This is a genomic window from Streptomyces nitrosporeus, from assembly GCF_008704555.1.
GTDB classification, from domain to species: domain Bacteria; phylum Actinomycetota; class Actinomycetes; order Streptomycetales; family Streptomycetaceae; genus Streptomyces; species Streptomyces nitrosporeus.
The window spans coordinates 6,933,500-6,954,970 of record NZ_CP023702.1 but is presented as its reverse complement, the minus strand read 5'-3'; the positions used below and the strand labels follow the sequence as shown (position 1 = coordinate 6,954,970).

Sequence of the window (21,471 nt, the reverse complement as noted above, 5' to 3'; positions counted from 1 at the left end):
GTGCCCCCCTTGGCATACTCGATTCGTCCGGCCCGTGCCGCATCCGCTGGCGGGGCCCCGCGGTGCGGGCGGGGGCCGGCGGCGGGGTCCTCCGGGCACCGGGATGCGCATAGGCCTCCTGCGCCGCGCGCGGGTGTGGCAGAGTCGGGCCGGTGGACGATCTGCGGCCCCAGGACCCCGAGCGCATCGGTACGTACCGGCTGCTGGCCCGCCTGGGGGCGGGAGGGATGGGGCGGGTGTTCCTCGGCCGGTCCCCCGGCGGGCGCCTCGTCGCGGTGAAGGTGATCCACGACGAGATCAGTGAGCACCCGGAGGCGCTGGCCCGGTTCCGGCGGGAGGCCGAGACCGTGCGGGCCGTGCGCAGCGCCTGTACCGCACGGCTGATCGACGCCTCCCTCGACGCCTCCCCCTACTGGCTCGCCACCGAGTACGTGGCGGGTCCCACGCTGGGCGGGGCGGTGCGGGCGGGCGGCCCCTTCCCTCCGGCCACCGCCCTGCTGCTGTGCGCCTCCCTCGCCGAGGGGCTGGCGGCGGTGCACGCCCACGGGGTCGTCCACCGGGACCTCAAGCCGCAGAACGTGATCCTGTCGCCGCAGGGCCCGCAGCTGATCGATTTCGGGATCGCCCGGGGGTTCGACCAGACCGTGCTCACCCGTGAGGGGATGGCGTCGGGGACGCCGGGGTTCGCGGCACCGGAGGTGGTGCTGCGCAACGAGGCGGGGCCCGCGGCGGACGTCTTCGCACTGGGGGCGACCCTCGCGTACGCGGTGACCGGCCGGCCGCCCTTCGGGACGGGCGACTCCGCGGTGGTGAGTTACCGGGCCGTCCACGAGGACATCGACCTGGCGGGGGCGGATCCCTCGCTCGCCGCCCTGATCCGGAGCTGTGTCGCCAAGGACCCTGCGGACCGGCCCGGTCCGGCGGCGCTGATCGCGCGGTGCGGGGTGGACTCGGCCATCGCGCTGGACCCTCACTACCGGTCGCTGGCCGAGGCCGCCGGTGCGCCGGGCGGGGGCGCGCCGGAGCCGCCGGCACCGGAGCCGGCCGCCCCGGAGCCGACGGCGCAGCTGCCGGACGGCGGGGCGACGACCGTGCCGGTGGCCCCGCGGGCCGCTCCGGCGCCCGCCGTGCCGGGGCGCCGGGGACGGCTGGTGCGGGCGGTGGCCGTCGTCTGCGCGATGGCCGCGGCCGGTACCGCGGGCTGGCTGCTCTCCTCGCCGGACGGTACGGAGGACGGGGGCGGCGGGCCGGGTGCCTCCGGGGCGGCCTCCGGGCCTGCGGACCGCGCGTCCGCGTCCCCCTCGGCCACCGCCCCCGCCGGTCCGCCGGACCACATCGTGGGCGGGGACCGGGTCTCGCAGGACCGCTGGACCCTGTCCGAGGACCCGGACGAGGCCGCCCAGGGGATGGGCTCCTGCGACCTGGGCCGGCTCGGCCTGGCGACCTCCCTGCCGGGTGATCTGCACTCGTCGGTCTCGCACACCACGGGGTCGGACACCGCGACGGTGACGCTGCGCCCGGAGAACGCGGGGCAGGGCAGGCGTCCGGACCCCTACTACGTGGCGGTGGGGGTGCGGCCCCCGCACGGGACCGACCCGGCCACCGGCCTGCCGACGAAGGAGGTCAGCGAGGGCATCGGTTTCACCAGCGAGCCGGTGGACCTCTACGCGCGCTGGTCGAAGGGCGGCACCATCGTCCTGCGCTACCCCGAGGACTTCCGGGCCCATCTCGGCGGCCGGACCCTCGACGCACTGCCGGTGGGCCGGGACCGGGGGGACTGGACGGTGGTGCTGTACCACGTCGAGGGCGCCCCCGACCGCTACACCTCCGTGGTGTGCAACGGCTTCCACGCCTGAGGTCTCCGGGCCCTCCTCCCGCCCGGGGCTCCCGGCCCGTCAGGCCACCGCCACCCCGGCGAAGCGGGCAGCGGTGTGCAGGTCGGCCTCGATGTCGCCGGCGGTCCGCCGGAGCCGGGGCAGCACCTGGCCGAGGCACTCCTCGACGGTGCGGCTGCTGCTGTGCATGGCCACGTTGATGGCGGCGACGACGGTGCCCGCCCGGTCGCGTACGGGCACGGCGAGCGACCGCAGGCCCGCTTCGAGTTCCTCGTCGACCAGGGCGTGGCCCTCGGCCCGTACCCGGTCGAGGACCGCTTCGAGCGCGTTGCGGTGGGTGAGGGTGTGCGGGGCGAGGGGGCGCAGTTCGGCGTGGGCGAGCACGGTGTTGAGCCGGGCGGGCGCCAGGTCCGCGAGCAGGACGCGGCCCAGCGAGGTGGCGTACGCGGGGAAGCGGGTGCCGACGGTGATGTTGACGTTCATGATGCGGTGGGTGGCGGCCCGCGCGATGTACTGCACGGAGTCCTCGACGAGGACGGCGAGGGAGGCGGAGTCCTGGATCCGCCCGGCGAGCGCGGCGAGGTGCGGTTCGGCGATCCGCGCCAGGGTGGTGCGGGAGAGGGGCGGGTAGCCGAGAGCCAGGACGCGTGGGGTCAGCCGGTGTTCACGGCCCTCGGCGGTGACGTAGCCGAGGTGTTCGAGGGTGATCAGGGCGCGGCGGGCGGAGGCCCGGGACAGGCCGGTGCTCCGGGCGACGTCGCTGAGGGTGAGGGGCGCGGTCGCGCCGTCGAACGCGGTGACGGCGGAAAGCCCCCGGGCGAGTGATTCGATGAACTCCCGGCCCAGTTCCTGCTTGGAGGCGGCGGCCAGGGTGGCCGGGGCGCCGGTGCCGGGCGGGAGGGCGGGGCGGGCCGGGGGTGTGCCGCGGAGCCTGTCCTCCATGGCCGAGGCCGCCCGGCGGAGCCTGGGCAGCAGGCGTTCGCCGAGGGCCTTCGCGGAGTGCCGGCTGGTGTGGCTGACGACGCTGAGCGCGCAGAGCGTGGCGCCGTCCGGGCCCCGGACCGGTACCGAGAGCGCGACCAGGCCGGGTTCGATCAGCTGGTCGTCCAGGGCGTGGGCGGTGGCCCGCGCCCTGGAGACCCGCTCCTCGAAGGTGTCGTCGCCGTGGCCGGGGCGCCGGGGCAGGGACGGGTAGCCGGTGCCGTCCGGGTCGGCGGCCCGCCGGGCGTGCCAGGCGGCCCACTCCCGCTCGTCCCAGCCGGCGGCGAACAGCGTTCCGGGGGCGGTGCGTTCGGCCGGGAGCAGGTCTCCGATGCGGAAGCTCAGGGACATCGCGCGGCGCCGGGTGGCCTGGTGCACGAAGCGGATGCCGGTGCCGTCGGGGACGGCCAGGGACACGGACTCGTCGAGTTCGCCGGCCAGCGCGTCGACCGCGCCGCCGAGGAGTCCGGGCAGGCGGATGGAGGAGAGGTAGGCGTTGCCCAGTTCCATCAGGCGGGGAGCGAGGGTGACCGTACGGCCTTCGAGACGGACGTATCCCGTACGGGCGAGGGTCGAGGTGATCCGGTCGACGGTGGAGCGGGCGAGTCCGGTGGCGCGTTCGAGTTCGCTGAGGCTGAGGGTGCCGTCCGCGTCGGTCAGCCCGCGCAGCACGGCGATACCGCGCATCAGGGGCGCCACCGCCTCGGGGGGCGGCGGGCCGGGCCGGTCGGGGGTCGGGGGCATCGGTTCTCCGTCGGGTGCGGGGGTGCGGCCGGGCGCCGTACGGCGGCGGGGCCGCCGGCGCGCCCGGGGCCGTCCGGCGGGTGCCGTCGGGCGGCCGGGCAGGGGGCGGCCGTTGACAGAGCTCCGGTTCCGGCGGCAGACTCCGACCATCGTAGTGAAGGAAACTTCACTACGCGAACACTACTGGATGGACGGTCCCATGGACAAGGTGGTCGCGTCTGCGGCGTCGGCCGTGGCCGACGTGCGGGACGGCGCGTCGGTGGCGGTGGGGGGCTTCGGCCTCAGCGGTGTGCCGAACGTACTGATCGACGCGGTGCACGCGAGCGGTGTCAGCGGTCTCTCGGTCGTCTCGAACAACTGCGGCGCGATGGACTCGGGCCTGGCGGTGCTGCTCTCGGCCGGCCGGATCAGCCGGGTCACCGGCTCGTACATCGGCGGGAACCAGGAGTTCGCCCGGCAGTACCTCGGCGGCGAACTGGAGCTGGAACTGATCCCGCAGGGCACCCTGGCCGAGCGGCTGCGGGCCGGCGGCGCCGGGATCCCCGCGTTCTACACCCCGGCGGGGGTGGGCACCCAGGTCGCCGACGGCGGACTGCCCTGGCGCTACGACGGCGAGGGAGGGGTCGCGGTGGCCTCCCCGCCCAAGGAGGTGCGCGTGTTCGACGGCACCGAGTACGTCCTGGAGCACAGCATCCGCACCGACTTCGCCCTGGTCAGGGCCGCGAAGGGCGACCGGCACGGCAATCTGGTCTTCAACAGGTCCGCACGCAACTTCAACCCGCTCGCCGCCATGGCCGGCCGGATCACCGTCGCGGAGGTCGAGGAGCTGGTCGAACCCGGCGCGATCGACCCCGACCAGGTGCACCTGCCCGGGATATTCGTGCAGCGGGTGGTCGCCCTGACGCCTGAGCAGGCCGCGGACAAGAAGGTCGAGAAGCGGACGATCACCGAGCGGGAGAGGACCGCCTGATGGCCTGGAACCGGAACGAGATGGCCGCGCGGGCCGCGGCGGAGCTGGGCGACGGCGAGTACGTCAACCTCGGCATCGGCCTGCCGACGCTGATCCCCAACCACCTGCCCCCGGGGGTGAACGTCGTCCTGGAGTCGGAGAACGGCATCCTGGGCACCGGCCCCTTCCCCTACGACGAGGACGTCGACCCCGACCTGATCAACGCCGGCAAGGAGACGGTGACCGTCCGGCCGGGCGCGTCGTTCTTCGACTCGGCGCTCTCCTTCGGCATGATCCGCGGGGGCCACATCGACACCGCCGTCCTCGGCGCCATGCAGGTCTCCGCCCGCGGCGACCTCGCCAACTGGGCGGTCCCGGGGAAGATGGTGACCGGCATCGGCGGCGCGATGGACCTGGTGCACGGGGCGCGCCGGGTCATCGTGACCATGACGCACACGGCCAAGGACGGCGGTCCCAAGATCGTCGGGGAGTGCACCCTCCCGCTGACCGGCAAGGCGTGTGTCCACCGCGTCATCACCGACCTCGCGGTGCTCGACGTGACCGGGGACGGCCTGCTCCTGGTCGAGACCGCCCCCGGTGTGAGCGCCGCCGAGGTCCTGGAGAAGACGGCCGCCCCCGTCCGTCTCGGTGAAGGAGTCCCCGCATGAGTTCCGGTACCCGCGACGTCTACGTCGTCGACGCCGTACGCACCCCGGTCGGCCGGTACAACGGGGCGCTGGCCTCGGTCCGCCCCGACGACCTGGCCGCGCACGCCATCCGCGCCCTGCTGGAGCGCACCCCCCGGCTGGACCCGGCGCGCATCGGCGACGTGGTGCTCGGCAACGCCAACGGCGCCGGGGAGGAGAACCGCAACGTCGGCCGGATGGCCGCGCTCCTGGCGGGCCTGCCGGTCTCGGTGCCGGGTGTGACCGTCAACCGGCTGTGCGCCTCCGGGCTGGAGGCCGTGGTACAGGCGGCGCGTGCCGTGGCCCTGGGCGACCACTCGCTGGTCGTGGCCGGCGGGGTCGAGTCGATGACCCGGGCGCCCTATGTGCTGCCCAAGAGCGACCGGGCCTTCCCGGCCGGGCACCCCGAGATGTACTCGACCACGCTCGGCTGGCGGATGGTCAACCCGCGGATGGACCCGCAGTGGACGGTGCCGCTCGGGGAGAGCGCCGAACTGATCGCCGAGAAGCACTCCATCAGCAGGGAACAGCAGGACGAGTTCGCCCTCGGCTCGCACCGCAAGGCGGCGGCCGCACGGGCGGCGGGACTGTTCGAGGGGGAGATCGCGCCCCTGACGGTCCCGCGCCGCAAGGGCGGCCCGCTGGTCGTCGACCGGGACGAGTGCGTCCGCGAGGACGCCTCGCTGGAGGCGATGGCCGAGCTGCGCCCGGCCTTCCGCGCGAAGGACGGCACCGTGACCGCGGGGAACTCCTCCCCGCTGAACGACGGTGCGGCGGCACTGCTGCTGGCCGACGAGGAGGGGCTGCGGGCCACGGGGCGTGAGCCGCTGGCCCGGATCACCGCGTCCGCCGTGGCGGCGAACGAGCCGCACTACTTCGGGCTCGCGCCGGTCGAAGCCGTCAACCGGGCGCTGGCCCGGGCCGGGCGGACCTTCGCCGATCTGACGACGCTGGAGCTCAACGAGGCGTTCGCCGCCCAGGTGCTGGGCTGCGTCGCCGAGTGGCCCGGCCTGGACCCGGCCGTGCTCAACCCGCGCGGCGGTGCGATCGCGATCGGCCATCCGCTGGGCGCCTCGGGCGCGCGGCTGGCCGGTTCGGTCGCCCATCAGCTCAAGGCCGCCGGCTCCGGCACCGGTGTCGCCACGCTGTGCATCGGCGTGGGCCAGGGCTCGGCCCTGGTGCTGGAACGGTAGAACCGCCGGCCTCGTCCCCCGGGTGCCGTGCGGCGTGGCGGTTCCGCCGCCGCACGGCACCCGGCGTCCTTCCCGTACGCCCTCGCCGGGCGTACGCCCCCGTACACACACCTCGGCCGACGTGCGTCCGCGGCGCCCGGACGTCCGAGGTCCGTCCGTATGCCCCGCGTGTCGCGCCGGGGCGCCCGCTCCGGAGGAGAGACCACCATGCACACCACTGTCGGAATCGTCGGCGGGGGCCCGGCCGGGCTGCTGCTGTCCCGGATGCTCCACCGGGCGGGCGTCGACTGCGTCGTCCTGGAGAGCCGGGACCGCGCCTACGTCGAGCAGCGCCAGCGGGCCGGACTGCTGGAGCAGTCCACCGTCGACGCGCTGCGCGAGGCGGGGGCGGCGGCCCGGCTCGACGCCGAAGGCCTCGTCCACGACGGGGTGGAACTGCGGTGGGACGGCCGCGGCCACCGGATCGACTTCCCGGCCCTGACGGGCGGCCGCAAGGTCTGGGTCTACGCCCAGACCGAGGTGGTCAAGGACCTCGTCGCCCTGCAACTGGCCGACGGGGCCGCCCTGTACTTCGAGGCCCGGGTCCGCGCCGTCGAGGGCGCCGACACCGGACGGCCGGTGATCCACTACACCCACGATGGCCAGGACAAGACCCTGACCTGTGATTACGTCGTCGGCTGCGACGGTTTCCACGGGGTGGTCCGGGCCGCCGTGCCCGAGGGCGTGCAGCGCACCTTCGAGCGGGTCTACCCCTATTCCTGGCTCGGGATCATGGCCGATGTGCCGCCGTCCTGCGAGGAGCTGGTATACGCGCACTCCCCCCGGGGCTTCGCCCTGTACAGCATGCGTTCCCCCGAGGTCAGCCGGCTCTACCTCCAGGTCCCCAACGGAACGGACCCGGCCGACTGGCCGGACGAACGGATCTGGGACGAGCTGGACGCCCGCTCGGGGCTGCCGGGCGGAAAGCTGGAGCGCGGCCGGATCACCTCCAAGAGCGTCCTGCCGATGCGGAGTTCGGTCACCGAGCCGATGCGGTACGGGCGGGTCTTCCTCGCCGGGGACGCCGCGCACATCGTGCCGCCGACCGGGGCGAAGGGGCTGAACCTCGCGGTCGCGGACGTGGTGGTGCTGGGCCGTGCGCTGATCCAGTGGCGGCGAACCGGGTCGAAGGAGCAGCTGGACGCCTACTCCGACACCTGTCTGCGCCGGGTGTGGCGGGCCGAGCACTTCTCGTACTTCATGACCACCACGCTCCACACCGACCCGGAGCAGAGCGGCTTCGAGACCCGGCTGCAGATCTCGCAGCTCGACCGGATCGCGGAATCGAAGCACGCGGCCGCCGAACTCGCCATGAACTACGCGGGGCTGCCGCTGCCGTAGAAGCCGTCCCGGACGGATACCGCCCGGGGCCCCGGCCCGTGGCGGTCACCCGGCCGCCGCCGCCAGGAGGTTGCCCGCCACCATCAGCACGACACCGAGCCGGTGCACCGCGAAGCCGGTACGGCGGGCCCGCATGATGTCGCCGCGCCGGAAGCCGAGGAGGTACTGGCGCATCCGCAGCAGGGAGGCCGGCAGCATCAGCAGGACGAACCACCAGGGCGCGACGCCCACCGCGCAGGCGACCGCGATGGTCAGGAACTCCGCGAGGGAGAGCACGCCGATGAACAGGGCGTTGCCGCGCTCCGAGGTCAGGGCGGCGACGGTGGGGCGGCCCACCGACCGGTCCCCCTCCACGTCGTTGGTGTTCGAGTAGACCCCGAACATCAGGGGGCCGAAGCCGAAGAGGACGGCCTGGACCAGGAGGAATCCGGTGGCCTGGCCGGTGATCATGCCGTACGGGAGGATGACCAGGGCGAAGCCGAGGGCGACCAGGTAGACCTCCTGGAAGCCGTGGTAGCTGAGCTTGGCGCCGTAGGAGTACTGCAGGGTCACCACCCACAGGACGAGCAGGCCGGCCGCCGTCCACGCCGGGCGGTGCGGGGCGAGGGCCGCGGCGAGTGCGAACAGGAGCGCCGCGCCGGCGGCGCAGACCCAGGCGAACCGCAGCGCCTGCGGGACCGTCAGCGTCCCGGCCACCAGGGGCTTGCGCTGTACGTTGCGCAGCGGGTGGTCGGGGCCGTAGTTGGTGATGTCGCTGCCGTCGCGGTAGCCGGTGACGTCGTCGAAGGCGGTCATCGCCATCAGCAGCAGGATCTGCCCGGCGAGGAAGACCCCGAGGAGCGCCGCGGTGCGTGCGGTGAGTGCCCCGGCGGGCAGCAGCACGGCGGACAGCACGATGAAGGTGCCCAGGTAGTAGTCGTAGACGTCGAGTTTGCCGAGCCTGGCGTAGACCCGGATCCTGCTGCCGGTACGGGCCGCCGGGCGGGCCGGGTCCGCGCCGCTCGCGGGGTCCGGGGTGGTGGTGCTCGTCGTGAGCGTGCTGTCGGTCATGTCGCCTCAGGGGGTCTCGGTAGGGGTCGTGCCGGTTCGCGGGGTGCCGCCGGGCCACGTGTCCGGGGCGGGGCGGCGGCCCTGGACCGAGTGGAGGACACCGGTGAGGGCCGCGAACCCGGGGTGGTTCATGAGGGCGCGCAGCCGGTCGAGTTCGTCCGGGGTGAAGCCGGAGTCCAGCAGCCGGGGCGCGAGGTGCGCGAGGTGGTGCAGTTGCAGGCCGAGGGCCGGTGTCCCCGGGGCGCGCAGCAGGACGTGGGGGCGGATGCCGATCCCCGTGAAGCCGGTGTCGCGCAGGGCCTTCGCCACCCGGCGGCCCCAGGACGGGTCGCCGCCGGCGGCCCGCATGAGGTCCGCCCTGGCCGTGGTGAACCGTTCGTAGAGCCGGGCGTCGTCCTCGGTGGGCGCGAGCAGACAGGGTTCCCGGCCGGCGTCGAACTCGTCGATCTGGAGGAGCCCTCCGGGCCTGAGCGCGCGCAGCAGCCGGTGCAGCACCTCCTGCCGCTCGGGCAGGTGCTGGAGGACCAGGCGGGCCACGACGACGTCGTAGGCGGCTTCGGGCAGCGGGTCGGTGACGACGTCGTGGGTGAGCACGGTGAGGCCGGGAGCCGGTGCGATGAGCCCGGGTTTGACGTCGGTGGCGGTGACGGTGCCGCCGGGTGCGACGAGCCGGGCCAGACCGTGGGCGACGCTGCCCGCCCCGGCCCCGATCTCCAGGCAGTGCATACCGGGGGCCACACCGGCGGCGGTGAGGTGGTCCAGGGTGAGGGGATCGAGGGCCCGTTCGAGGCAGTCGTGGTGGTGCGCGCTGTGCGGGCTGTCGTTGTCGAAGACATAGCCGCGGGGGGCGGGGGCTCCGGGTCCGCGCCGCGGGACGGCGGTCCCCGGGACGGCGCGGGGCGGGGCGGCGGCTCCGGGCGGCGCGGAGGGGTGCCCGGTCATGTCCAGCGGCCGGTTCCGCGGGTCCGGGCACTGCCCGTCAGCTGTTCCAGCAGGGCGGTGCGCCGGACCTTCCCGGTGCCGGTGCGCGGGATGTCGTCCCAGCCGGCCACGACGGGGTCGGCGAGGGCGGGCAGCTCTCCGGTGGCCCGCTTCCAGCGGACCGGGTCGAGGAGTCCGTCCTCGGTGACGACGACGGGCAGCGGCTCCGTCCCCGGGCGGGCCAGGACGACGCATTCGAGGACTTCGGGGAGCAGGTCCTCGATGACGTCCTCGGCGTGCAGGCAGCTGAGTTCCGGCGAGTGGTCGACCTCCCGGTCGAGCAGCCGGACACTGCCGTCCCGGGCGATCGTCGCGATGTCCCCGGTGTTCCACCAGTCGCCGTGCCGCTTGGCGGCCCAGCGTTCCGGTTCGCCCAGGTAGCCGGGGGCGACGGCCTTGGTCCGGCAGAGGACGAGACCGGGGGTGCCGGGGGGCACGGGGCGGAAGGTGCCGGGGTCGACCGCTTTGAGCCGGGTCTTCAGGGGCACCGGGCGGCCGAGGCCGCGCACGGTGGTCGCGGTGCCGTCGGCGGCCCGGGCCACGGAGCGGCGGGTGTGGAAGGCGAAGGTCAGCGGGCCGGTCTCGCTCTGGCCCCAGCCCTGCATCCACAGGGGGCGGCGCTCCGCACTGGCCTGGAGGTAGGCGCGGACGACCGGGGGGTGCACGGCGTCGTAGGTGCTGATGTAGGTGCGGACGTTCCGGAAGGGGTTGTCCAGGCGCCGGGTCAGCGGGCGCAGCCGGACGTACCGGGACGGCAGGGCCTCGACGACGGTGGGCGGATGGGCGCGCAGCAGCAGGTCGGTGGTCCCGGGGCACTCCCCGGAGGCCAGGGAGATGTGCCGCGGTCCGAGCGCCGGGGCGACGGCCGTCCAGCAGAGGGTCCGCCCGTGGGCGTAGGCACTGGAGTTGAAGAGGCTGTCGCCGCGGCGTACGCCGATGCGCGGGAGGGGCAGGGTCTCGAACCGGGCCAGGTGGTGGATCAGGGTGCGGGTCGTGTGGATGACCAGCTTCGGTACGCCGGTGGTGCCGCTGGTGTGGACGACGGCCAGGGGGTCGTCGTCGTGGCGGGGGCGCGGGCCGGGGTCGGCATGGCCGCGCAGGTCGCTCATCCGCAGGGCGCCCGGGGGGAGTTCGCCCTCGGCGTCGAGGACGACGGTGGTGGTGGCCGCCGCGGTGAGGCCGGCGGCGCGGGTACGGGCGAGGACGCCGAGGTCGGTGACCAGGACCCGGGGCGCGCTGCGTTCCAGGAGGGTGCGCAGGGCCTCGCCGGACAGGTGGCCGGAGAGCTTCACGGGGACGGCGCCGGTCCGGACGGCGGCGCAGGCGATCAGGTCGTAGTCCCAGTGGTTGGCCTTGACGATCGCGACGCGTTCGCCGGGCCCGGCTCCCGCCGCGGCGAGGGCGCCCGCCGTCTCCCGTACGAGCAGGGCGAGTCCGGGCACGGACCATTCGGTGGCGGTGGTTCCCGGGCGTGCCGGGGCCAGGTCGAAGGGCCGGTCGAGGTGGAACCGGGTGGCGGTGCCGGCGGCGGCGAGGTCGTCGAAGAGGACGCCCAGGTCATGAGGGGTCATGCGGCGGTCTCCTGTACGGGGGCGGGCCGGGTGGCGAGGCGGGCGAGGACGCGGGCGGCGGCGAGCGCGCCCGAGCGGGCGGCCCCCTCGCTGGAGGGGCGGGCGGCGACCCAGTCCCCGGCGTACTCGACGCTGCGGGCCGGCCGGCGCAGGAACGCGCCGCGCAGGACGAGGCTGCGGGGGGTGATCTCGGGCATGGCGTGCAGCCAGCGGTGGACATGGGTGGCCACGAGGGCGTCGCGCAGCCCCGGCACGTAGCGTTCGGCGGCGGTGGTCATCCGGAGCGCGGCCGTCCGGTCGTCGCCGCCGGCCAGTTCGGGGATCAGCCGGGGGGAGGCGAGCAGGCTGAGCAGGCCGCGGCCGGCGGGGGCCCGGTCGGGGCATTTCAGGTGGTCGGAGATGACGCACGAGAGAACCGGTTCCTCGCACACGGGGGTCAGCAGGGCGTAACCGCCGCCGCGGGGCGCCAGGGGCCGGTCCAGGGCACAGCTCACCTTGAACATGGGCCGGTAGGTGGAGGCGGCCAGATAACCGGTGGCGTCGGGGGCGGCGTCGGGGTGCAGGCGCAGCGCGGCGGGGGCGGGGACCGCGAGGACGACCGCCCGTGCGGTGACGGTGGAGCCGTCGACGGTGAGGCGGGCGTGGGTGCCGTGGTCGGTGATCTCCTCCACCCGGTGCCCGTAGCGTACGTCGAGCCGGTCGGCGAGGCGCCGGGCGAGGAGGTCCATGCCGCCGCGGTAGACACGCCACGCGGAGACCGGGCCGACGGCGAGGAGGAGCCCGACCAGGGGTGCGGCGGCGCTGCGTTCGGGGTCCCAGCCGAAGAAGGCTGCGGGCAGGGGCTGCAGCAGGTGGTCGTACAGGTCGGGGTGGTAGCGGCCGGCCGTCGCGGCGACGGTCTCGGTGCCGAGGGGGGTGTCCTCGGGGTGGTCGTGGTCGAGGCCGGCGCGGTGCCGGCTGCTCCAGCTCAGGAACCGTGCGAGGGAGGGCCGGGCGGCGGGTGAGAGCCCGGCGCCGGTGAGCACCGCGTAGGGTTCGCCGACACCGTTGCGGGGCCTGCCGCCGCGCCAGACGGCCATGGGGCGGCCGATCCGGTGGACGTCGCCGGGGGTGAGGCCGGCGCGGCGGAGCAGCTGCCAGGTGGCGCGGTAGCCCTGGGCGGAGATCTGTTCGGCGCCGGTGTCGATGAGGTAGCCGTCGCGGCGGATGCTGCGCATGCGGCCGCCGGCGGCGTCGGCGGCCTCGAAGACACTCACCTCGTGGCCGTTGCGGCGCAGTTCGTGGGCCGCGGCGAGGCCGGCCAGGCCGGCGCCGACGACGGCGATGTCGAGATCAGGTGTCATGCGCAGGTGCTCCGTGCTGGGCTGGGGGTGGTGGAGGGGCCGTCCGGTGCGGCGGTCACCGGCGGGTGCGCAGGGCGTGGGCGCGGACGGCGTCGGCGATGTGCTCGACCTGGGCGTCGTCGAGCCGGTGGTGGACGGGCAGCGAGAGGTGGTGGCGGGCGGCCCGTCGTGCGTGCGGCCAGGCGGCGCCGGGCCGGTGGGCCGCGGCGGGGGCGAAGGCCGCCTGGTCGGGCAGGATCCGCGGGTAGTAGACGTGGGTGTCGACGCCGGCGGCGGTGAGGTCCTCGCGCAGGGCGTCGCGGTCGTCGGCGAGCAGCGTGTACACGTAGTAGCAGCGGCCGTCGGTGCCGGGCGGGGGCGGGGTGATGCCGGGGAGGTCCGCGAAGCGTTCGGTGTAGTGGGCGGCGATACGGGCACGCCGTTCGAGGCGGGCGGTCAGGCCGGGCAGCCGGTGGAGCTGGAAGGCGGCCTGGATCTCGTCGAACCGGCTGTTGACGCCGATGGTGTGGTGCAGGCCCCGGTGGGTGCCGTCCTGGCCGTGGTTGCGGAGCATACGCGCCCGCCGGCCGGTCTCCGCGTCCCTGGTGACGACGGCGCCGCCCTCGCCGGGCATGCCGAACGACTTGACCTGGACGAAGGAGTAGACGCCGGCGTCGCCCCACAGTCCGGCGGGCCTGCCGTCGAGGACGGCGCCCTGGGCGACGGCGGAGTCCTCGACGAGGCGCAGGTCGTGTGCGGCGGCGAGCGCGGTGAAGCGGGGCATGTCCGCCATCACGGAGAACATGTGGGCGGGCATCAGCGCTCTGGTCCGGGGGGTGATCAGGTCCTGGGCGCCGGCGGGGTCGAGGGTGAGGGTGAGCGGGTCGATGTCGCCGAAGACGGGGACGGCTCCGGTGTGCAGGACGGCGGCGGCCAGCGGGGCGCAGCCGAAGGCGGGCACCACGACCTCGTCCCCGGGGCCGATCCCGAAGGCGGTGAGCACGAGGTGGAGGGCGGAGGTCCCGCTGGAGCAGGCGACCACGTCGGCGGCGTCGAGCCGTCGGCGCAGGGCGTCCTCGAAGCGGCGGGTGTGCTCGCCCAGGATGAACTTCTGGTCCTGGCCGGTGCCGATCTCGTACAGGAGCCGGAGCAGGGTGTCGCGGTCGTCCTGGAAGAGGTCGGGCGGGAAGAAGGGGATCCTGCCGCCGCCGGCGGCCGTACCGGGGCCCGTGGCGCCGGCTGTGGACGCGGCCGGGTCGCTGGTGGTGGTCATGCGGGGACTCTCCCGGTGTGGAAGGCGCGGACGGCGTCGCAGACGCGCTCCACGTCGGCGTCGGTGAGGTCGGCGTACAGCGGCAGGGCGAGGGCGCGGGCCGAGGCGGCCTCGGCGACGGGGAAGTCGCCCGGGCGGTGGCCGAGCCGGGCGAAGCAGGGCTGCAGGTGCAGCGGGCGCGGGTAGTAGGTCTCGGTGCCGATGCCCTGGTCCCGCAGCCGGGCGGCGAGGGCGTCGCGCCGGTCGGTCTCGACGAGGTAGACGTAGAAGACCTCGTCGGGGGCGCCGGTCACGGCGGGCAGCCGGGTGATGCCGGGCAGCCCGCGCAACCGCCGGTCGTAGAGCCGGGCGAGGGCCGCGCGGCGGCGGATGTCCTCGTCGAGGACGGTGAGTTTGGCGAGCAGGACGGCGGCCTGGATGTCGTCCATCTTGCTGTTGTGTCCGACGTGGCGGGTCTCGTTGGAGATGCCGGGAAAATGGGCGAGGGTGCGGCCGGTCCGCCCGTGGTGGCGCAGCGCGGCGACGCGTTCGGCGGTCTGCGGGTCGTCGGTGAGGACGGCGCCCGCGTCACCGACGGCGCCGAGGGTCTTGCTCGGGAAGAACGACAGCACTCCGCCGCGCCCGTGCAGTCCTGCGTGGACGCCGTGCTGCCGCATGCCGATGCCTTCGGCGCTGTCCTCCACCACCCGGAGCCCGTGGGCGCCGGCGAGCGTGGTGACGGCCGCCATGTCGGCCATCCGGGAGAACAGGTGCACCGGCATCACGAACCGCGCGCCCTCGGCCGCCTGGCGCGGTACGCGCGCGGGGTCCATGGCGTAGGTGTCCGGGTCGATGTCGGTGAAGACGGGCTCCCCGCCGGCCAGCACGACGGAGGTGGCGGTGGCGACGAAGGAGTAGGCGGGTACCAGGACCCGGTCCCCGGGGCGCAGTCCGCAGGCCTTCAGCAGCAGGACCAGGGCGTCGGTGCCGCTGTTCACCCCGATCGCGTGGCGGGCTCCGGTGTACCGCGCGAGGGCGTCCTCCAGACGGCCGACCTGGCGGGAATGGGAGAACTTCCCGTCTTCGAATACTTCTTCCACTCCCGAACGGATGACCGGCCAGAGCTTTTCGAACGTCTTCGCCTGAGAGAAAAAGGGAATGCTGGATGGCGTCACGCGGAAACAATTCTTCTCGGCCGACGACCGTCGGCGCCAACTGCGGCAATGGCAGCGGACCGAGAGGGATCGGCCGACGGCTGGAGTGCCCCCTCGGGAAATCTGCCCGGCGAACGTAACAGCCGGAAGAATGAAGTCTCAAATTCTCGGAGGAACTTCATACTTTCCGGTGATGGCACCTCAGATCTCCTTGACCGGTGTCGCGGGCAGCGGCGAGATTCGTCGCCGCTGCCCCCTTGATCCACCGGATGGAATAACCCTTATGAGACAGCCCCTGATCGTCGGACTGGGCCGTTCCGGAGCAGGGCTGCACCTGCAGGCCCTGCACACCGCCCGCACCCGGTCGCCGGCCGTCTGGACGGGGCCGGTCGTCGCCGTCGATCCACGGCCGGACGCGAGCGCCCCGGCCCCGGGGCGGGTGACCGTGACGCGCTCCCTGGAGGAGGCGCGCCCCCTGCTCTCCCCCGCCGCCACCGTCGTGCACGTGTGCACCCCGCCCACCGCCCGGCTCGGCCTCCTCGCGGAGCTCGCCGCCCAGGGGTACCGGGACATCGTCGTGGAGAAGCCGCTGGCCGCCGACGCCGGGGAACTCGCCGCCGTGGAGCGGCTGCGGTCCCGCCACGGCCTGCGGATCACGGTGGTGGCCCACTGGCAGGCCTCCGAACTCGCCCGCAGGCTGCGCGCCGTGACCGCTTCGGGCGAGCTCGGGCGGCTGCTGCGCATCGACGTCGCCCAGCACAAGCCCCGCTTCGCGCGCTCGCTGCGCCCGGACGACGGTCATCCCACCGCGTTCGACGTGGAGGTGCCGCACTCCCTCGGCCTGGTCCTGGAGCTGGCCGGTCCCGCCGAGACGACCGGCGCCCGGCTGACCGATCTGCGGGCCGGGGAAACGGTCCGCCCCCGCATGGGCTCCGCGCTGCTGGAGCTGCGCCACACCGGCGGGGTCCGCACCCGCATCGTCTCCGACCTGACCGCCCCCGTCCGCGAACGGAACGTCACGCTCACCTTCCGGCACGGCACGGCCGTCGGCCACTTCGCGCCGAGCGACGCCGACGACCACGTCCAGCTGGCCGTCGGGGACCGGCGCGAGGTCTTCCGCGACGACGCGCTGGCCGCGTTCATGCTGCGGACCTACAACCGGTACGCGACGACCGCCCACGACGACCCGTCCTGGGACGCCGGTTTCGCCCTGCACGCCGGGGCGGTCCGGCTCCTCGACGCGGCCAAACGGCACTGCGCGGAGGCGTCCGCTGCCGGCGGGAGCCGGGAGGAGGCCGTCCGTGCTCTCTGAGGCCCTGGCCCGGCGGATCACCGGCATCGGGGACGAGGGCGCGGAGGACCTGGCCGGCCAGATTGCCCTGGCCCGCGAACTCGGCTGGTCCCAGCTGGAGTTGCGTACCGTCGACGGTACGGCGGTGGCCGCGCTGTCCGAGGGGGCGGTACACACGGCGGCGGACCTGCTGCACACGGCGGGCCTCGGTGTGGTGTGCCTCGACTCCCGGATCGGCAACTGGGGCCGCCCGGTCACCGGCGACTTCTCCGCCGACCTGGAGGAGCTGGAGCGGCTCGCCGCGCACGGGCGGGTGCTGGGCTGCCGCAGCGTCCGGGTCATGTCCTGGCCCGACGGCGGCCTCCCCGAGGACGAGTGGGCGGCCCGGGTGGTCTCCCGGATGCGGCGGCTGGTCCGCCGCGCCGAGGAACTGGGCGTCGAACTCCTCCACGAGAACTGCGCGGGCTGGGCGGGGACCGACGCCTCCCGGACGCTGCGGCTCCTGGACGAGGTGGGCAGTCCCGCCCTGCGGGTGCTGTTCGACACCGGCAACGGGGTGCCGTACGGGTACGACGCCCACGCGATGCTGGAGCGGCTGCTGCCGTACGTCGCCCACGTCCACATCAAGGACGCCGTGCCCGGGGACCGCCCCGGCGACGCCTTCTACACCCCGCCCGGGGACGGCGTGGCCCGGGTCGCCGACTGCGTGGCGCTGCTGGAGGCCCACGGTTACCGGGGGGCCTACTCGCTCGAACCCCATCTGGCGCTCGTACCGCACACCGGGCAGCGGAACGGGAACGCCGACTCCGCCGCCCTCTTCCGCCACGCGGCCCGCCGCCTGGCCGCTCTGCCGGTGCCGGCCCCCGCGGCTCCCCGCCCCGCTCCCCCCGGGCCTCCCCCGGGGGGCGTCGACACCGGCCTGCTGCTGCATCTGCTGCACACCCCCACGGCCGGACCGCTGGAGACCGGCCCCGGTGCGCCCCACGCCCTGTGGGCCGCCCAGCACGCCTACCGGACGGCGGCGGCCCGGCTCGGTCTGGAGACCGTGCGGCTGGGCGCCCCCGCCGCCCCGGCGGTACTGCGGGACGACACCCCGGCGCCCGTACGGAAGGCCGTGGCCGCCTCCCCCGCGTTCCTGGCGGACCAGCCCAGTCTGCTGCTGCGGCTGGGGCCCGGGCTGCCCCGGGAGCGCACGGTGATGTTCAACGTGCACCTGGACACGGTGGCGGGCGGCGGGCCTGCGGCGTACGACGGGGTCCGGTTCACCGGCAGGGGGGCCGTGGACGCCAAGGGGCCCGCGGTGGCGCTGCTGGCGGGCATCTCGGCGGCGGCCCGCGCCTGCCCGTCCCTCGGCCGGGACGTGTCGGTGCTGGTGCAGGCGGTGGCCGGTGAGGAGGGCGGGGCGCTGGGCACCTACGGCACCCGACCGCTGGTCGAGGCCGGGCACGTGGGCCGGGTCAACGTGTTCTGCGAGCCCACCGGGCTGCGCGCGCTGACGCGGGCCACGGCCGCGGCCACCGCCAGGATCACCGTGAGCGGCGAGGACGCCGTCGACGACCGCCCGGAGTCCGGGCACAACGCCTCCGTACTGCTCGGCTTCCTCGCCCAGCACCTCGCCGACGCCCTCGGCCCGGACGGTCCTTCCGGGCCGCCGTTCACCGTGTGTGTGGCGGGGCTGCACACCGGCACCCTGCACAACAAGGTCTACGGCGGCGGCAGTCTGCTGCTGAACCTGTCCTACGCCTCCACCGCGGCGGGCGCCGCCGCCGAACAGGCTGTGGTCCGGGCCCTGGAGGAGGGGCTGCGGGCGTTCACCGCCCGGTTCTCGGGGTCGCCCCTGTTCGCCAGGACCGCCGCCGACGCGGCCCGTATCACCCGTCTGGAGTGGGAGAAGCGCGGTCTGCCCGCGCTCGGGGGGCAGCCGGCCTGGGGCGAGGAGCTGCTGGCGCGGGCGGGCGTCCCCCGGTGGCCGGACCACGAACCGGCGTTCACCTGCGACGCGATCTGGCTGCAGGGCGTACCGGACACCTTCACCACCGTGCTCGGCCCGGGTTCGCTGGACGCCAACCGCGCTCACGCGGCGGGGGAGTTTGTCGGCCTGGCCGAGCTGGAGGCGTTCGCCGCGCAGGTCGCCGCACTGCTGACGACGTTCGCCGAGGACGCCGTCTCCGCCCGGGCGGACGGCCGTACCGCACCGTCCGGTGACATCCCGCCGCCCGGCGGTGCGGCGCGGGCTCCCCTCTCGCGGGCCGCCCCCTCGCGGACCGCCCCCTCGCGGAGCGGTCCCTCCCGGGACGCCCCCTCTCCGCCCCTCCCTCCCCTCCCTCCCCTCCCTTCCCTCCCCGACCGAGAAAGCAGGAACACCATGACCCTGGAACCAGGGACCGGTACCACCCCGGAAGCGGGGGCCTCATGACCCTCGCCCCGCCCGCCGCCGGCCGCCGTGAGGAGGTGCGGGTCTCCTACGAGGTCCTGCTCACCGAGACCGCCGCCTTCCTCGCCCGGCTCGGGGTGCCCGCCGGGCGGGCCCGGCTGGCCGCCGAGGCCCTGTGCTACGGCGACCTCACCGGCATGGACTCGCACGGTGTGTTCAATCTGGGCCGCCTCTACCGGCCGTTGCTGGAGTCCGGTGGGGCCGATCCGGTGGCGGAGCCGCGGATCCGGCGTGACCTGGGCGCCTGTGTGCTCCTCGACCACCGGCGCGCGCTGGGCCTGTGGGCGGCGTCGGAGGCGATGGACCTCGCGGTGGGGCGGGCCGCCCGCCATGGCATCGGTCTGGTGTCGGTGCTCGGCGGTACGCACTTCGGCTGCGCGGGTGTCCACGCGCGGCGGGCCGCCGAGCGGGGCATGGTCGGTGTGGTCGCGTCCAACTGCGGGGGCCAGCGCATCGCCCGTCCCCCGCTCGGCGCCGCCGCGCTGCTGGGCACCAATCCGCTGAGTGTGGCGGCGCCGGCGCTTCCGGGGCGTCCGTTCGTCCTGGACATGAGCACCACCGTGGTGCCGACCGGCCGGGTCCGTACGGCGGCCCGGGACGGCCGGGAGGTGCCCGGGGGCTGGCTCACCGACGACGCGGGCCGTCCGGTGACCGATGCCGCCGCCTTCGACCGGGGTGAGGCCTGGCTGGGCTGGCTCGGGGGCGGTCCGGAGACCGGCGGGTTCAAGGGGTTCGGGCTGGGGCTCGCCGTGGAGTTGCTGGCGGCCCTGCTGCCCGGTGCCGCGAGCGGCCCCGCCCCGGCGGCGCTGGAGGGCGACGGCAGGCCGGGGGGCAGCGACGACGACATCGGTTTCCTGGTCCTGGCGATCTCCCCGGGCATGCTCCGCGACGGCTTCGCCGAGGACGCCCGGAGGATGTTCGGCACGGTGCTGGACTGCCCGCCGCTGCCGGGCCGGGGACCGGTGCGCTATCCGGGGCATCCGGAGGCCGAGCGGGCCGAGGCGTGCCGTGCGTCGGGGGTGGCGCTGCCCGCTTCCCTGCACGCCGAGCTGTCCGGGCTCGGGCTGCGTCTTCCCGCGCTGGAGGAGAGCCGATGAGGTCCGCCGGCGACGGGCCCCGCCGGCTGGGGATCGCCGGACTCGGGGTGATCTCGCGTTTCTACCTGGCCGCGGCCGAACGGCTCCCCGGATGGGAGCTCACGGCGGTCTGCGATCTGCGGGAGGAGGCCCTCGCCCCGTACCGGGGCCGGGTCGCCTGCTACCGCACGCACCGTTCGATGCTCCGCTCGGGAGATCTGGACGCGCTGGTCGTGGCCGTCCCCAACCACGCGCACGCCGGTGTCTGCGAGGACGCGCTGCGTGCCGGGGTGCCGGTCTGTGTGGAGAAGCCCCTCGCTCTGGACGTGGCGGACGGACGGCGGCTGGCCGCGCTCTCGCGGGAGCGGGGGGTCGCCCTGTTCACGGCGTTCCACCGCCGGTACAACGACCGTGTCCGCGCGCTCGTACGGCGGTTGCCTCCGGCCGGTTCACCGGTGCGGGTGGAGTCGGTGCGGGTGCGTTACCTGGAGCGGATCGAGGAGCACATCGGCGCGGACACCTGGTATCTGGATCCGGCCCGCTGCGGGGGCGGCTGCGTCGCCGACAACGGCCCCAACGCCTTCGACCTGGTACGGCTGCTGCTGGGTGAGGCGCCTTCGGCGGTCACCGCGGCCGAGGTGGTGCGGGACGCCGCGGGCCTGGACCGGCAGGCCGTGGTCCGCCTGGACGGGCCGGGCGGGCGGGGCCTGGTGGAGCTGGACTGGTCGTACCCGGGTGAGACCAAGGACATCGTGGTGCGGCTGAGCGACGGCACCGAACTGAGGGCGGACATGCTGGACGGCCGACCCGGCTTCAAGGAGTCGCTGTGGCACGAGTACGAGGGCGTCCTCGACGACTTCGCCCGGGTCTGCGACGGGCCCGGCCCGGTGCGGGCGGCCGAGGGGGGCCTGGCCGCGCTCGAACTGGTCGCCTCCGCCTATGCGGCAGAGGCCTGCGGCGGCCCGCCGTCACCGCGCCGGCGGGCCGCCGGGCACGGAGAACACGACGTACGCGGCCCGCGCGACGGATATGACGAGCACGACGAGCACGAACTGGAGTCACGATGATCCCGTCCCCCGCCCGCCCGGTGCCCCCCTCCCTGGACGCGACGCTGCACGAGAACGGCGTCAAGCGTGCGGTGCGGGGGGTCGTGGTGAAGGTGCTCCGGCACACACGCACCGACCGGGGCATGGTGCTGGAGCCGTTCGCCGCGCGGTGTGTGCGGCGTGGTGAGGTGCACGAGCTGGTCACGACCGACCGGTGGACGGACGAGCCGGGCGCGCGGGTGGACCGGGTGGGCTTCCTCGGCTTCGTCGAGCTGGAGCGGGGGGGTGTGCTCGACCGGGGCGACACCCTGCTGCTGGGGGGCGAGCCGGTGGGCACCGTTCTCGGTTTCGACGGCTGCCACCTGCCCAACCACTACAACATCCTGGTCCACGCCCCCCGGTTGCTGACCGGGGACGCGCTCGCGCTGTCCCCGGAGACGCCGGTCCTCTTCGCTCCCGCCGCCCCTCGCGGGCGGGAGGACGGCTGAACTCCGCGGCCCGTACGACGACGGCCGGCCGGCGGCCC

At 75.0% G+C, this 21,471-nt stretch carries 17 protein-coding genes; 10 read left to right on the top strand and 7 right to left on the bottom strand.

The features are described from left to right. Positions 1-152: 152 nt before the first annotated feature. On the top strand, positions 153-1,856 hold the full coding sequence (locus CP967_RS30790) for a serine/threonine-protein kinase (protein WP_150491106.1): 1,704 nt from the start codon (positions 153-155) through the stop codon (positions 1,854-1,856). A gap of 39 nt (positions 1,857-1,895) precedes the next feature. On the opposite strand, the gene CP967_RS30785 is transcribed toward CP967_RS30790, so the two are convergent. Continuing rightward, entirely contained in the window at positions 1,896-3,560 is a 1,665-nt protein-coding gene (locus CP967_RS30785) for an IclR family transcriptional regulator domain-containing protein (protein ID WP_229888275.1), read from the bottom strand. 199 nt (positions 3,561-3,759) lie between these two features. Between CP967_RS30785 and CP967_RS30780 the strand changes: the two genes are divergently transcribed. The 4 genes from CP967_RS30780 to CP967_RS30765 all read left to right on the top strand — a co-directional run bounded on the left by CP967_RS30780 (position 3,760) and on the right by CP967_RS30765 (position 7,768). Further along, complete coding sequence (locus CP967_RS30780) at positions 3,760-4,530, top strand: CoA transferase subunit A (protein ID WP_150492123.1); 771 nt, start codon at positions 3,760-3,762, stop codon at positions 4,528-4,530. Further along, entirely contained in the window at positions 4,530-5,177 is a 648-nt protein-coding gene (locus tag CP967_RS30775; RefSeq protein ID WP_150491105.1) for a CoA transferase subunit B, read from the top strand. Before CP967_RS30780 ends, CP967_RS30775 begins: the two co-directional genes overlap by 1 nt. Further along, positions 5,174-6,388: a thiolase family protein gene (locus tag CP967_RS30770; RefSeq protein WP_150491104.1), complete on the top strand. Its 1,215-nt coding sequence runs from the start codon at positions 5,174-5,176 to the stop codon at positions 6,386-6,388. The genes CP967_RS30775 and CP967_RS30770 overlap by 4 nt, the downstream gene beginning before the upstream one ends. 207 nt (positions 6,389-6,595) lie before the next feature. Further along, positions 6,596-7,768 carry a 4-hydroxybenzoate 3-monooxygenase gene (locus tag CP967_RS30765; RefSeq protein WP_150491103.1) on the top strand — a complete coding sequence of 391 codons (1,173 nt, stop codon included), beginning with the start codon at positions 6,596-6,598 and terminating at the stop codon, positions 7,766-7,768. Between the two features lie 45 nt (positions 7,769-7,813). On the opposite strand, the gene CP967_RS30760 is transcribed toward CP967_RS30765, so the two are convergent. The 6 genes from CP967_RS30760 to CP967_RS30735 are packed head-to-tail and all read right to left on the bottom strand — an operon-like array spanning position 7,814 to position 15,044. Continuing rightward, positions 7,814-8,818 (bottom strand): UbiA family prenyltransferase, encoded by a 1,005-nt coding sequence (locus tag CP967_RS30760; protein ID WP_150491102.1) that lies wholly within the window; start codon positions 8,816-8,818, stop codon positions 7,814-7,816. A gap of 6 nt (positions 8,819-8,824) precedes the next feature. Then, positions 8,825-9,760 carry a methyltransferase gene (locus CP967_RS30755; RefSeq protein WP_150491101.1) on the bottom strand — a complete coding sequence of 312 codons (936 nt, stop codon included), beginning with the start codon at positions 9,758-9,760 and terminating at the stop codon, positions 8,825-8,827. Next, complete coding sequence (locus CP967_RS30750; RefSeq protein WP_190175037.1) at positions 9,757-11,370, bottom strand: class I adenylate-forming enzyme family protein; 1,614 nt, start codon at positions 11,368-11,370, stop codon at positions 9,757-9,759. The genes CP967_RS30755 and CP967_RS30750 overlap by 4 nt, the downstream gene beginning before the upstream one ends. Then, positions 11,367-12,713 carry a protoporphyrinogen/coproporphyrinogen oxidase gene (locus tag CP967_RS30745; RefSeq protein WP_150491100.1) on the bottom strand — a complete coding sequence of 449 codons (1,347 nt, stop codon included), beginning with the start codon at positions 12,711-12,713 and terminating at the stop codon, positions 11,367-11,369. The genes CP967_RS30750 and CP967_RS30745 overlap by 4 nt, the downstream gene beginning before the upstream one ends. Before the next feature lie 55 nt (positions 12,714-12,768). Beyond that, positions 12,769-13,965, bottom strand: a complete 1,197-nt coding sequence (locus CP967_RS30740) for a DegT/DnrJ/EryC1/StrS family aminotransferase (protein ID WP_150491099.1) — start codon at positions 13,963-13,965, stop codon at positions 12,769-12,771. Beyond that, a complete protein-coding gene (locus CP967_RS30735; RefSeq protein WP_229888274.1) occupies positions 13,962-15,044 on the bottom strand; it encodes a DegT/DnrJ/EryC1/StrS family aminotransferase in 1,083 nt (360 codons plus the stop codon). Before CP967_RS30735 ends, CP967_RS30740 begins: the two co-directional genes overlap by 4 nt. 337 nt (positions 15,045-15,381) lie before the next feature. Between CP967_RS30735 and CP967_RS30730 the strand changes: the two genes are divergently transcribed. The 5 genes from CP967_RS30730 to CP967_RS30705 are packed head-to-tail and all read left to right on the top strand — an operon-like array spanning position 15,382 to position 21,433. After that, positions 15,382-16,410, top strand: a complete 1,029-nt coding sequence (locus CP967_RS30730) for a Gfo/Idh/MocA family oxidoreductase (RefSeq protein WP_150491098.1) — start codon at positions 15,382-15,384, stop codon at positions 16,408-16,410. Continuing rightward, on the top strand, positions 16,400-18,805 hold the full coding sequence (locus tag CP967_RS35310) for a M20/M25/M40 family metallo-hydrolase (protein ID WP_308436095.1): 2,406 nt from the start codon (positions 16,400-16,402) through the stop codon (positions 18,803-18,805). The genes CP967_RS30730 and CP967_RS35310 overlap by 11 nt, the downstream gene beginning before the upstream one ends. Continuing rightward, on the top strand, positions 18,802-19,920 hold the full coding sequence (locus tag CP967_RS30715) for an Ldh family oxidoreductase (RefSeq protein ID WP_150491097.1): 1,119 nt from the start codon (positions 18,802-18,804) through the stop codon (positions 19,918-19,920). The genes CP967_RS35310 and CP967_RS30715 overlap by 4 nt, the downstream gene beginning before the upstream one ends. Beyond that, positions 19,917-20,966, top strand: coding sequence for a Gfo/Idh/MocA family protein (locus CP967_RS30710; RefSeq protein ID WP_150491096.1), 1,050 nt, complete (start codon positions 19,917-19,919; stop codon positions 20,964-20,966). Before CP967_RS30715 ends, CP967_RS30710 begins: the two co-directional genes overlap by 4 nt. After that, complete coding sequence (locus CP967_RS30705) at positions 20,963-21,433, top strand: DUF6917 domain-containing protein (protein WP_150491095.1); 471 nt, start codon at positions 20,963-20,965, stop codon at positions 21,431-21,433. Before CP967_RS30710 ends, CP967_RS30705 begins: the two co-directional genes overlap by 4 nt. The last annotated feature ends 38 nt before the right edge of the window (positions 21,434-21,471 follow it).